8 protein-coding genes and 1 pseudogene are annotated in these 12,890 nt (G+C 73.1%); 5 read left to right on the top strand and 4 right to left on the bottom strand.

Annotation, left to right across the window (positions count from 1 at the left end):
- Positions 1 to 2: 2 nt before the first annotated feature.
- On the bottom strand, positions 3 to 554 hold the full coding sequence (locus ACIA8K_RS04280; protein ID WP_396054814.1) for an Atu4866 domain-containing protein: 552 nt from the start codon (positions 552 to 554) through the stop codon (positions 3 to 5).
- Positions 555 to 665: 111 nt separating this feature from the next.
- Between ACIA8K_RS04280 and ACIA8K_RS04275 the strand changes: the two genes are divergently transcribed.
- Positions 666 to 1,238: a TetR/AcrR family transcriptional regulator gene (locus tag ACIA8K_RS04275; protein WP_396054812.1), complete on the top strand. Its 573-nt coding sequence runs from the start codon at positions 666 to 668 to the stop codon at positions 1,236 to 1,238.
- Positions 1,239 to 1,409: 171 nt separating this feature from the next.
- Here ACIA8K_RS04275 and ACIA8K_RS04270 read toward each other — a convergent pair whose 3' ends face one another.
- Positions 1,410 to 2,366 carry a LysR family transcriptional regulator gene (locus ACIA8K_RS04270; protein ID WP_396054810.1) on the bottom strand — a complete coding sequence of 319 codons (957 nt, stop codon included), beginning with the start codon at positions 2,364 to 2,366 and terminating at the stop codon, positions 1,410 to 1,412.
- Positions 2,367 to 2,515: 149 nt separating this feature from the next.
- Here ACIA8K_RS04270 and aspS point away from each other — a divergent pair, with 149 nt between their 5' ends.
- The 4 genes and pseudogenes from aspS to ACIA8K_RS04250 form a co-directional block, all read left to right on the top strand.
- Positions 2,516 to 4,318 carry an aspartate--tRNA ligase gene (gene aspS / locus ACIA8K_RS04265; RefSeq protein ID WP_396054808.1) on the top strand — a complete coding sequence of 601 codons (1,803 nt, stop codon included), beginning with the start codon at positions 2,516 to 2,518 and terminating at the stop codon, positions 4,316 to 4,318.
- Positions 4,319 to 4,422: 104 nt separating this feature from the next.
- Positions 4,423 to 5,763 (top strand): sulfatase-like hydrolase/transferase, encoded by a 1,341-nt coding sequence (locus tag ACIA8K_RS04260; protein ID WP_396054806.1) that lies wholly within the window; start codon positions 4,423 to 4,425, stop codon positions 5,761 to 5,763.
- 67 nt (positions 5,764 to 5,830) lie between these two features.
- Entirely contained in the window at positions 5,831 to 6,052 is a 222-nt protein-coding gene (locus ACIA8K_RS04255; RefSeq protein WP_396054804.1) for a hypothetical protein, read from the top strand.
- 191 nt (positions 6,053 to 6,243) lie between these two features.
- Positions 6,244 to 7,701, top strand: a pseudogene (locus tag ACIA8K_RS04250) (replication-associated recombination protein A); the annotation flags it as partial.
- Between the two features lie 949 nt (positions 7,702 to 8,650).
- On the opposite strand, the gene ACIA8K_RS04245 reads toward ACIA8K_RS04250, so the two are convergent.
- Positions 8,651 to 10,483, bottom strand: coding sequence for a hypothetical protein (locus ACIA8K_RS04245; RefSeq protein WP_396054802.1), 1,833 nt, complete (start codon positions 10,481 to 10,483; stop codon positions 8,651 to 8,653).
- An 18-nt stretch (positions 10,484 to 10,501) separates the two neighbouring features.
- Positions 10,502 to 12,316 (bottom strand): hypothetical protein, encoded by a 1,815-nt coding sequence (locus ACIA8K_RS04240; protein WP_396054800.1) that lies wholly within the window; start codon positions 12,314 to 12,316, stop codon positions 10,502 to 10,504.
- Positions 12,317 to 12,890: the final 574 nt, after the last annotated feature.

Raw genomic sequence — 12,890 nt, 5'->3', positions numbered from 1 at the left:
GGTCAGGAGTCCTTTCGGGTGAAGGTGTAGCCGCCGTGGTGGAGCACGCCGCCGTCGAATCGGCCGTAGGCCCAGAAGCCCAGGTCGTCGCGGTAGACGATGCGGTCGCCGTCGATCCGGAACGCACCCTGGTACGCATGCCGGCGGCCTCCGCGCGTCTCGTCGTAGCGGCCGTCCGCGGTCAGGTGCTGAGTGATATAGCCGGTCGAGTCGATCCACGTCCCGAGGTGCGGAGACGAGGACCGGCCGGGTGCGGTCTCGACGGCGGGCACCACGACCCCGTCCGTGACGAGCGTCAGGTTCTGTGACGGCCAGAGCACGAGCGTCTCCAGCTCGCCGTCCGGCACCAGCGCGAACGTGGCGGGTCCGCCCACGGTGAGCGGCCCGGCGAAGAGCGGCGCGATCATTCGGCCACCGCAGTCGACGATCGTCGTTCCGGCGGCCCGCAGGCCCGGACCGGCCTCGATGATCCGGCCGTCGCCGACCAGCAGGTCCAGGCCGGGCACCGGGTCCGGCAGGAAGACTGTGGCGTTGACGAACAGCTGCGTGCTCACGGCGGACCCCCTCGGTGGTTGTTGCTTTTGAATCTCGGCCCTCGGGGCGGGGTGAGCCAGGGTGCGACCCACCCACGCAGCGTTGTAACTACTGGTATGTACACTCGCCTGATGGACACCCGGGAACGACTGATCGAGGCGACGCGGGAGCTGCTCTGGGACCGGGGATACGTGGGGACAAGCCCGCGCGACATCCTGGCCAGGGCCGGTGTCGGGCAGGGCAGCATGTATCACCACTTCCGCGGCAAGGCCGACCTCGCGGCTGCCGCGCTGCAGCGGAACGCGGACCAGATGCGCGCCAACGGCGAAAAGGTCTTCGACGCCGAGACCGGGGTGTACGACCGCCTGGTCACCTACCTGATGCGGCCCCGCGAGGCGCTCAAGGGGTGCCGGATCGGCCGGATGTCCGAGGACCCGGACATCGTCGCCGACCCGGTGCTGCGGAAGCCGCTTGACGAGACGCTCGGCTGGTACCGCGCGCGGTTGACCTCGCTGCTTGCCGAGGGGCAGGCGAGTGGGGAGCTGCGGGCCGGCTTCGTGCCTCGCGAAGTCGCGGCGACCGTCGTTGCCGTCGTCCAGGGTGGATATGTGCTCGCCAAGGCCGCGCAGTCCACCGAGCCGTACGACGACGCCGTCGCGGGCGCCGTCTCCCTTCTGTCTTCTCTGCGTGAGGACGTTCGATGATCGCCCTGCAGTACCAGCTCAACCTGCCGTCCGACTACGACGTGGCGCCGCTCGCCGTCCGAGGCGGACCTCTGAGCTGGGCGGCGTCGTGTGCTCGTGGTGACCACCCGCGGATCCCCAGGCCGCGGGAGCGCGCGAGAAGTGACCACGCCGGAAGCGGGACAGGTGGTTTCAGGGTCTCCAAGGCCGCAAGGCCGCCTCTTTGAGCAGTTCAAGGACCTGTCGCGTGCTCGGGTGCAGGCTGGCGCCCGCCGGAACCAGGGCGGAGACGGTACGGGTGACCGGGACCTTGAGGCGGTGCAGGCTGACGCCTTCGATGTCGGCGGGGAGCGCCATCCGCGGGATGAGCGCGACCCCCGCGTCCGCCGCCGCGAGCGCGGTGAGCACGGAAAAGTCGGTGGCGGTGGCGACCGGGGCGGGGATGAAGCCGGCGGCGCCGCACGCGCGGAGGGTGAGTTCGTGGGCGGTGGTGCCGGGCGTGGGGAGGAGCCAGTTCTCGTCGGCGAAGCGTTCGAGGTCGGCGGCGCTGCCGCGGGTGAGTTTGTGGACGGCGGCCAGGTCGGGGTGGAGGGCGAGAACGACCGGGTCATCGAGGAGGTGGATCTGTTCGGTGGCGGTGGGCAGGTCGCGGGGGAGCAGGTTGTAGGAGTGGATGATCGCGAGGTCGGCCTGCCGCTGGCGGAGCGCTTCGATTGCCGCGTCCGGCTCGTGGTCGGCGATGCGGAGGGCGATGTCGCGCGCGGACGACTCGGTGAGGTGCCGCCAGACGTAGGGGAGCAGCACCCGCGCGGCGGAGGGGAACGCGGCGATGTGGATGACGCCTGTGGTGCCGCCGCGCAGGGACTCGAGGTCGGCCTCGGCGGCGAGCAGTCCACCGAGGATGACGTCGGCGTGGCCGACGAGGCGGCGCCCGGCCTCGGTGAGTTGCAGGCCGCGTCCGTGTTTCTCGAGCAGTGGCACGCCGGCCTCGCGTTCGAGCGCGGCGAGTTGCTGGGACACGGCGGGGCCGGAGAGCTGGGCGGACTCGGCGGTGGCGGCGATGGTGCCGAACGCGGCGAAGTCGCGCAGCAGGCTGAGGCGCCGGACGTCGAGCAGTTTGCCCTTGTCTGTGCTCGCCTTGTTTGACACGAAAGGCTTCCTAACGTGTTGAAGGCAGAAACCTAAATCAACCTTCTGGATGGTACGGGTGCCAGCGCGCCGCGCGAAAGCCCGCCCGACCCGCCTGACAGAATGCGAGGCTGACGACACCTGACAGCAACGACGAGGAGTTCACTGTCGTGATCCGTACTCATGACGCCGGCAGCCTGCGCGCGACGGACGCCGGCGCTACCGTGACGCTGGCCGGCTGGGTGGCCCGCCGCCGCGACCACGGCGGGGTCATCTTCGTGGATCTCCGCGACGGCTCCGGCGTGGTCCAGGTGGTCTTCCGCGAGGACATGGACGCCGCCCACGCGCTCCGTAACGAGTACTGCGTGAAGGTCGTCGGCGAGGTCAACGCCCGCCCGGCCGGTAACGAGAACCCAGAGCTGCCGACCGGCGCGATCGAGGTCATCGTGTCCGAACTGGAGGTGCTCTCCGAGGCCGCGCCGCTGCCGATCCCGGTCGACGACGACGTGAACGCGGGCGACGACATCCGCCTCCGCTACCGCTACCTGGACCTGCGCCGCAGCGGGCCGTCCAAGGCGCTGCGGCTGCGGTCCAAGGCAAGCCAGATCGCCCGGACCGTGCTTCACGAGCGCGACTTCCTGGAGATCGAGACGCCGACGCTCACCCGGTCCACGCCGGAGGGCGCGCGCGACTTCCTGGTCCCGGTCCGTCTGCAGCCCGGCAGCTGGTACGCGCTCCCGCAGTCCCCGCAGCTGTTCAAGCAGCTGCTGATGGTGGGCGGCATGGAGCGGTACTACCAGATCGCCCGCTGCTACCGCGACGAGGACTTCCGCGCGGACCGCCAGCCGGAGTTCACCCAGCTCGACATCGAGATGTCCTTCGTGACCCAGGAGGACGTGATCGACCTCGGTGAGGCGATCGTCAAGAACCTGTGGAAAGAGCTGGCCGGGCACGAGATCACCGGGCCGATCCCGCACATCACCTACCTGGACGCGATGGCCCGGTACGGCTCCGACAAGCCCGACCTGCGCTACGGCGTCGAGCTGACCGAGCTGACCGAGTACCTGCGCGGCACCGAGTTCCGGGTGTTCGCCGGCGCGATCGCGGACGGCGGCTACGTCGGCGCCGTTGTCATGCCGGGCGGTGCGTCGCAGACCCGCAAGGAGCTGGACGGCTGGCAGGACTGGGCCAAGGCGCGCGGCGCCCGCGGCCTGGCCTACGTGGTGCTCGACGCGGAGACCGGCGAGCCGCGCGGCCCGGTCGCCAAGAACCTGAACGAGGCGCACCTGTCCGGCCTGGCCGACGCGGTCGGCGCGAAGCCGGGCGACGCGATCTTCTTCGCCGCCGCGGCCGAGAAGCGCGAGGCGCAGGAGCTGCTCGGCGCCGCGCGCGTCGAGATCGCCAAGCGGGCGAACCTGATCGACGAGTCCGCCTGGGCGTTCTGCTGGGTGGTCGACGCGCCGATGTTCGAGAAGACGGACGATGGCGGCTGGACCGCTGTGCACCACCCGTTCACCTCGCCGAACGCGGAGTGGCTTGACAACTTCGAGTCCGCCCCGGACCGTGCGCTCGCCTACGCCTACGACATCGTCTGCAACGGCAACGAGATCGGTGGCGGCTCCGTCCGTATCCACCGCGGCGACGTGCAGCGGCGCGTCTTCGACTTGCTCGGCATCACGCCGGACGAGGCGCAGGACAAGTTCGGCTTCCTGCTGGAGGCGTTCAAGTACGGCCCGCCGCCGCACGCCGGCATCGCGTTCGGCTGGGACCGCGTCTGCATGCTGCTCTCCGGTGCGGAGTCGATCCGTGAGGTCATCGCGTTCCCGAAGACCCGCGGCGGCTTCGACCCGCTGACCAGCGCCCCGACCCCGATCACGGCCCAGCAGCGCAAGGAGGCCGGCGTCGACGCGAAGCCGGCCGCGCCCGCCGCCGGGACCGCGGGTGTGGGCGCGCCTGTCGAGAGCAGGTCGTAAGCGCACCGTGCCACCCGGTCGCCGCCGGGTGGCACGGCTCCCCGCTGGGGTGATTTAACATTTCATTGCCCGATTTATTGCTATATCGGGTTGACTATGGTGCCATGACGCTGAACTGCCGCGCGCTGGTAGGTGCCCTGCTCACGGGCCTGATGCTGGCCCCGGCCGCACCCGCCGAGGCCGCGCCGACTCCGCGGCGGCCGAACGTGCTGCTCGTCGTGCTCGACGATGCCGGGATCGGTCAGACGGACGTGATGACGCGGACCCGGGCCTGGCTGGGCGCCGGCGGGCGGGACTACACGCACGCGGTCACGACCACGCCGTCCTGCTGCCCGAGCCGCTCGTCGATCTTCTCGGGGCGCTACGTGCACAACACAGGCGTCACCCAGCAGTCCAAGATCGATGTGTTCGATCACGACCGGACACTTCAACACGAGCTGAAGCGGGCCGGGTACGCCACGGCCGCGGCCGGGAAGCTGTTCAACGGGTGGGAGCTCGCGGAGAAGCCGCCGTACGTCGACCACTGGGCGCTTCAGCACGGCGGATATGTGAAGGCGCACTTCAACGTGGACGGGACGGACGTGTATCCGCCGTACTCGACCACGTTCACCGGGGCGAAGGTGGTCGACTACATCGACAGGTTCGAGCGGGAGGACGACGGGCGGCCGTGGTTCATCTACGCCGGGTTCGTCGCGCCGCACTCGCCGTACACCGCGGAGGCGAAGTACGCGAAGACGCCGTTGACCTGGCACTCCAACCCGGCAACCCGCGAGCGGGACCGCTCTGACAAGCCAGCGTATGTACGGAAATTTCGTGTTAATGGGCGAGAAGGGGCGCAGACCTCGATCGCGCAGATGCGCACGCTGCTCTCCGTCGACGATCAGATGGAGCTGATCCGGCGACGGCTCACTGCCAACGGCGAGATCGACAACACGCTCGTCGTCTTCGTCTCCGACAACGGGAAATCGCTCGGCGAGCACGGGCTGCCGACCAAGTTCGTGCCATACCAGGGCTCGATCCGGGTGCCGCTGATGCTGTGGTGGCCGGGCAGGGTGCCGGCCGGGCGCGACGACCGCCTCGCCCCGCTGATCGACCTCGCGCCCACAGTGCTCGAACTCGCCGGCCTCACCCCCGGGTACCAGGTGGACGGCCGCAGCCTGCTCACCGGCGCGCGCCGGGACCGGGTGCTGCTCGAGTACTGGCACGACGCGGTCAACGGCGGCTATCCGACCTGGGCGTCCACCTATGCGCCCGGCGACTACCAGTACATCGAGAACCAGGTCGGCGACTCGGTCTACCGCGAGTTCTACGACCTGCGCCGCGACCCCTGGCAGCTGAACAATCTCTTCGCCGTCCGGGGCCCCGCGGGCGTACCGCGCCCCGGCGTGCTCGCGGCCGCGCTCGCCCGCGCCCGAACCTGTGCGGGAGCGCACGACTGCCCGTGAGTGGAATCTTGCGGAGGTGGGTACACGGAGGTCAATACCTCTTAGACACCCCTCCCGGAGGATCGACATGCTGGCTCTCATCGCCGCCGGAGTCTTCGGCTTCGCGCTTCTGCTCGACCTGCTCAACACCGACTTCGGCGCGCCCGACCTGTTCAACTGGAACACGCTGGTCCTGATCGGCCTGTTCCTGCTGGCGCTCTACCTGGGCGGCGTGGGCTCCGGGCCGCGCTCCGGCACGGGCACCGGCGGTGGGCGGCGTTACTTCGGCCGCCGCCCGGGTCGTGGCTGACACATAGACATCAGAAGCATCAGCGGGTACGACGAGGGCCCGCCCCTCCGCTCGACCGGGGTTCCCGGCCGGATGGCACGGAGGGGCGGGCCCTCACCCGTACCCCCGCGACAGGCCCTTGATCTGGATCTTCAGGCGCGGTGGGGTCCGGCGTGCGAGCGCGAGGAGCACCGGGCGGTATCGTTCGTCACGTGGAGGTCGAAGGGCTTTTTGCCGTCACCGAAACGGGAGGTGTCGACCTGACGCCGGACCGGGCCGGAGTCGGGCCCGCCTCCGATGCGCAGGGTGCGAGCTTCGTCGCGCCAGGTGAGGATTCGCCGCTCGCGGTGCGCATGCGACCGCGCGGCATCGACGAGCTCGTCGGCCAGCAGCACCTGCTCGCGCCGGGCGCGCCGCTCCGCCAGCTGGTCGGCGGCGACACCCCGATGTCAGTGATCCTCTGGGGCCCGCCCGGCAGCGGCAAGACCACAATCGCCCACCTCGTCGCCGGCGCCACCAACCGCCGCTTCGTCGCGATGTCCGCGCTCTCCGCAGGCGTCAAGGACGTGCGCGCCGTGATCGACACCGCGCGCCGCGAACGCCGCTACGGCGGGCCACCGACAGTGCTCTTCATCGACGAGGTGCACAGGTTCAGCAAGACCCAGCAGGACTCCCTGCTCGCGGCCGTCGAGGACCGCACGGTCACGCTCCTGGCCGCCACCACGGAGAACCCGTACTTCTCGGTCATCTCGCCGCTGCTGTCCCGCTGCGTGCTGCTCACGCTGCGCCCACTCACCGACGACGACGTCCGCGACCTGGTCCGCCGCGCGCTTGACGACCCCCGCGGCCTGAACGGTGCGCTGGCCCTCGCCGCCGACGCGCTTGAACACCTGGTCCGGCTGGCCAGTGGCGACGTGCGCAAGGCGCTCACCGCGCTCGAGGCGGCGGCCTCGTCCGCGCTCGCCCAGGGCGCCGCCGAGATCGACCTAGCCACCGCGGAACAGGCAGTCGACGTGGCCGCCGTCAGGTACGACCGCGACGGCGACGCGCACTACGACGTGACGAGCGCGTTCATCAAGAGCATGCGCGGCTCCGACCCGGACGCGGCGCTGCACTGGCTGGCCCGGATGCTTGTCGCAGGAGAGGACGCCCGGTTCATCGCCCGGCGGCTGGTGATCTTCGCGTCCGAGGACGTGGGGATGGCCGACCCGACGGCACTGCAGGTCGCGACCGCGGCGGCGCAGGCCGTGCAGCTGATCGGGCTGCCGGAGGCCGGGCTCAACCTGTCCCAGGCCGTGATCCACCTCGCGACCGCGCCGAAGAGCAACAGTGCCACGATCGCACTCGGCGCCGCGATGGCGGACGTACGTGCGGGACGCGGCGGTGCGGTGCCGAAACACCTGCGAGACGCCCACTACCAGGGCTCGAAGGGCCTCGGACACGGCGCGGGATATCAATACCCGCACGACGACGGGCGGGGCGTGGTCCGGCAGCAGTACGCGCCGGACGACCTCGCGACAGTCGAGTACTACCAGCCGACCGATCGAGGGTACGAACGTGAGGTGGCCGAGCGGCTGCCCAAGCTGCGGCGCGTGGTGCGCGGGACGCCGATGCCACCACGGCGGGAGACACGCCCGGCCGGGGCTGTGGCTTCGGCGGGCCGGGACCCCTCGGCCGTACCCCCGGCGGCTGTTGTCTCTGGGTCTTTTGGCGTTGTCTCTGGGTCTTTTGGCGTTGTCTCTGGGTCTTCTGGCGTTGTCCCTGAGTCTTCTGGCGTTGTCCCTGAGTCTTCTGGCGTTGTCTCCGAGGCTTCCGCCGCGGTGGGGGAGGCGGGGGCCGCTGAGGCCGCGTCCTCCGGGGCGTCCGGCGTCGCGCCGGGGGAGGCCGGGCAGGTCTCCGGTGGGGGAGCTGGTGTGGTCACGTCGGCCGGTGAAGCGGGAGCAGTTGCGCCGGTCGTGGTCGCGCCGGCCGCGGTCGTGGTCGCGCCGGCCGCGGTCGTGGTCGCGCCGGCCGCGGTCACGGTCGCGCCGGTCGCGGCCGAGGGGGACGACTCGGCCGGCGTCGCCGAGGAGATCGCAGGCAAGGCTGGCGGCGGCGACATGTCGGATATTCCTGGTGTCGCCGTCGAGGCGGGTGTTTCGGGCGTCGTAGCGGGTGAGGCGGGTGTTTCGGGCGTCTTAGCGGGCGAGGCGGCCGGCGGCGAGGTGCCGGGCGGATCGGCAGGGGGCCCGGAGGGTGCCGGCGGTGGGAATGGCGCCGCCGACGACGCGGCCGGCCGTGGCGAGCAGGGCGGGAAGGTTCGCGGGCGGCGGAAGAGCGGCGCGCCGCGACGTGCGCAGGAGCCACAGGCGGAGGCGGGCACGTGAGCCGCGCGGCGACCCGGGGAGCAGCCCCGGTGACGGGCCGTCCTCCGTACGGTGGTGGCGAAAACCGGCGAAGTGGCGCACCCTCGCTACAGGGCTTGGGAGCGTGGCCACCCGCGAACGTGACCTCGCTCACCGCCGGAGATCGCGGCGAGCGCGTGGCCTGCGAGGGCATCAACCACGCGCCACGCGACATTCCCGGCGGCGGGCGGGCGGTTTGTAGCTTGGGGGGTCACGCCCCCGTGCCGGCGCAGGGTCAGCCCGAGCGCTGTCCGGCCGATCGGTACGGGACGCGCGCGAGCCATGCCGCGCATGGGTACGGGACGGGATCCCGCCGGTCCGGGCACGACCTGGCGGGGGACGAGGCGCACGGCGGCACCGCCGTGGCCGGCAGAACTTCGGTAGCTGACCGCGTGTCGGTGAGGACAGAGAGAGTGGTTGCGTGAGGGCACGGGGTACGGACGGAGCGGACGACGGCCAGGAGGCCGGCGGCCAGAAGCGCGGCCGCAGGTGGGGCCGGGGCCGCTCCGGCACGCCCGACGGGCAGTCGCCGCCCCCGGCGGAGGAAGTGGTCCCCGGTGAGGAGATCGGCTGGCTCGACGACCTCCGCACGGCCAAGCAGGCGAACGTCGACCTGAGCGACGGGGCTCCCGCGCTCCCGGCCGGCACCGGCTTCCCCACGGCACCCGACCTGGCGCCGGACGAGGACGCCGGCGGTGTGCCGGACGGCGGGCCTGGCTTCCCCGGCGGTCCCGGTGTCTCCGGTCCGGGTGCGCCCGGCGCCGGCGGACCGTGGCCCGAGCAGGGCGGACCGGACGCGGGCCGTGGTGAGAACCCGGCCGGGCGCTTCGGTGCCGGCGCACCAGCACCGCGGCCGCGGCCCGGCGAGGGCGCGCCCACCGGTCCCTTCGGCGGCCCCGACGGCCCGCCCGGTCCCGGTGGCCGGCGTGCGGCCGGGTCCGACGGCGGCCCGCCCTACGGCGCGGCAGGCCCTGGTGGCGTTCCGTTCGGCGGCCCGGACGGAGGCCCGGGTGGACCCGGTGTCCCCGGCGGCCGGCGTGCGGCGGGCCCGGACGGTGGCGTGCCCTTCGGTGGCGAACCGGTCAGTGGTGACATCCGGGGCGGGCGTGCCGCGGCCGGGATGGGCGCTCAGGGCGGTCAGTTCGGTGGCGAACCCGGCGGCAGGCGTGCGGCAGGACCGCAGGCCGCGCCCTTCGGTGGTGGCCCGGACGCCCCCTACGACGAGGCCGGTGGCGGACGCCGCGCGGCCGGTCCGTTCGGCGATCCGGCCGGTGGCGGTCGTCCCGCCGTGGGCCCGGACGGTCCTTACGGTGCTGAGCCCGGCGGCCGTCGTGCCGCCGCGGAGCCGCGCGGCCCGTTCGGTGGTGAGCCGGCGAGCGGTGAGATTCGTGGTCGTCGTGCCGCCGGGCCCGATGGTGCTTACGGTGCGGAGCCGGGCGGTCGTCGTGCCGCCGGGCCCGATGGTGCTTACGGTGTGGAACCTGGTGGTCGTCGTGCCGCGGGTGAGCCTGCCGGTCCGTTCGGTGGTGAGCCGGCGAGCGGTGAGATTCGTGGTCGTCGTGCCGCGGGTCCCGATGGTCCTTACGGCGCCGAGCCGGGTGGCCGTCGTGCCGCCGGGCCCGATGGCGCGCCCAGCGGTCCCTACGGCGCCGAGCCCGGTGGCCGCCGTGCCGCCGTGGAGCCGCGCGGCCCGTTCGGTGGTGAGCCTGGTGGTCGTCGTGCGGCGGGTCCCGATGGCGCTTACGGTGTGGAGCCGGGCGGCCGTCGTGCGGCGGCTGAGCCTGCCGGTCCGTTCGGTGGTGAGCCGGCGAGCGGTGAGATCCGTGGTCGTCGTGCCGCGGCGCCGGACGGTCCTTACGGTGCCGAGCCGGGCGGTCGTCGTGCGGCGGCTGAGCCTGCCGGCCCGTTCGGTGGCGAGCCGACCAGCGGAGAGATCCGTACCGGGCGGCGCCGTGCGGCGGAGCCCGGTGCTCCAGAGCAGCTCAGCGGCGGGTACCCGATGCCGCGGCGCGGAGACGAGCAGCCCGGTTCCGGACCGGCCGACCGGCGTCCCAGCCCGGGCGGCCATGCGGCTGGCCCGCCCGCGTCACGCCACTCGGGTCCCGGCGAGAACCCGGGTGGTGGGCCGCGCTCCCTCGCCTCCGCGAACGAGGAGATGGGGGCCGGCAACCCGAACTCGTGGGCGTTCACGCCGTCCCGGCAGAACCCCGAGATCAGCCATCGCGGCGGCGCGACCGGTTCGCGGTCCCGCTTCACCGGCGTCCCCGGACAGCCGGGCGAGCCACCGGCCTCCGGCAACGCCCCAAGCCTTCCGCCGGGCGCGGTCGCACCGGTGTCCGGTGGACGGTCCGGCCCGGTCGGCGGCCGTCCCGACCACGGCGGCGGCGCCCACAGCAGCGGCGGTGCGGGTGGCACCGGCGCGGTCCGCGACCGCTTCGGCGGCCCCGGCGCGCCCGGCGGTCCTGACGGCTTCCGCGGCCCTGGTGGTCCGGGGCGTCCCGGGCCGGACGGCGGCCCGCAGACCGGGGTGACCGGGATCGACGGACTGGCGGGCGGGCGCCACGGCGGGCCGGACGGCGGACGTGGTGGACGACCCGGCTTCGACGGTCCCCAGAGCGGGCGTCCTGGTTTCGACGGTCCGCAGGGTGGTCGGCCGGGCTTCGACGGTCCGCAGGGCGATCGTCCTGGGTTCGACGGTTCCCGGGGTGGCCGGCCTGGGTTTGATGGTCCGCAGGGTGGTCGTCCGGGTTTTGACGGTGCTCAGGGTGGGCGTCCGGGCTTCGACGGTCCGCAGGGTTTTGATGGTCCGCAGGGCGGTCGGCCTGGGTTCGATGGTCCGCAGGGCGGTCGTCCAGGTTTTGACGGTGCCCAGGGTGGGCGTCCGGGTTTTGATGGTCCGCAGGGTTTTGATGGTCCGCAGGGTGGCCGGCCTGGGTTCGACGGTCCGCAGGGCGGTCGTCCCGGCTTCGACGGTCCGCAGGGTGGGCAGCCCGGCTTCGACGGTGCCCCGGATGGACGGGGCGGCGGGCGGGCGAGCGCGCCCATGCCGCCGGTCATGCCGGGACGTCCCGGTGCGACCCCGCCGCCCTCGCTGCCGTCGTCGGCGCCGAGCCTTCCGCCGGGTGTGGAGCCGGTGTCGGGCGCTCCGGGCAGTCCCGCCGGACCGCGTGTGCCGGGCCCGGGCACGACCACGGGTGCCGTGTCGGGCCGCGACCGCTTCCGTGCGCCGCAGCAGCCCGCGGACGGCAACGGCCCGCCGACCGGCTCCGGCCGTGTGGTGCCCGGCCAGCCCACCGGCCCCGGCCGTGCGGCAGGCATGGCGGGTGCCGCCGGAGCCGCGGGCCTCTCCGGCCTGCCCGGCGCGCCGAGGCGTCCCGGTGACGACGAGCCCGGACGCGGCGGCCCACGTGGCCCGCGTCCTGGCGAGGATTTCGCACGCCCCGGTGACGGCGGACGTTACGGCGCCGACGAGTTCGGTCGTGGCGGCATGGACGGGCGCGGCGGATCGCCCGGTCGTGGCGACGAGTTCGGCCGTGGCGGCACGGACGGCCGTGGCGGCGATGGTCGTGGCGGCGAGTTCGGTCGTGGCGGCACGGACGGTCGTGGCGGCGATGGCCGTGGGCCCGGCAGTGGCGAGTTTCGGCAGGTAGGGCGACGTGGCCGGGATGCGGGCAGCCCTGGCCGTACCGGCAGCGGCGAGTTCGGTCAGGTCGGCATGCGTGGCGGTGACGGCCCTGGTCGTGGCGGCCGTACCGGCAGTGGCGAGTTCGGCCAGGTCGGTATGCGTGGTGGTGGCGATCCCGGTGGTCGCGGCGGCGGCCGTACCGGCAGCGGTGAATTCGGTCAGGTCGGCCAGCGCGGCGAAGGCGGCCGGCATGGTCGTGGCGCGGCGCCCGGTCACGGCGACGGCGGCCCGGCCGGGTTCCAGGAGCCCGGGTACGGTCCCGGCGGCCCAAACGGCCCGGATGATCGCGAATACGGCTCGGGAGAACCCGGTGACCGGGATTTTGGACGAGGCCGCGAGGGTGGCCCGAGCGGCCCTGGCGGCCGTGACCTCGGTTCGGACCGCGACGGCGGCCCCAGCGTTCCCGGCACTCCCGTTCTTCGCACACCCGGTCCGGTAGTTTCCGACGGCCCTGGCGGCCGCGGCAGCGTCGCGGCCCCCGCCGGTGCCGGTCTTCGCGAACTGGGTCCGGGCGGTCCCGGGCCTCGCGAACTCGGCCCCAGTGGTCCCAGGGGCCTCGGTAGTCCTGCAGACCCGGCAGGTCCCGGCGCCCCCGGAGGCCCCGGAGGTCTTGGTGCTGCCGGCGCCCCCGGTGGTCCGGGCGGTCTTGGTGCTGCCGGCAGTCCCGGTGGCCTCGGTGGTCCTGGCGGTCTTGGTGCTGCCGGCAGTCCCGGAGGCCTCGGTAGTCCCGGCGGTCCCGGAGTCCTCGGTGGTCCTGGCGGTCCTGGCGGTCCCGGCGGTCCCGGTAGTC

The organism is Catenuloplanes sp. NPDC051500, assembly GCF_044454585.1.
In the GTDB taxonomy this organism is placed as follows: Bacteria; Actinomycetota; Actinomycetes; order Mycobacteriales; family Micromonosporaceae; genus Catenuloplanes.
The sequence above is the reverse complement of the archived record's forward strand: the minus strand, read 5'-3'. Positions and strand labels throughout refer to the sequence as shown.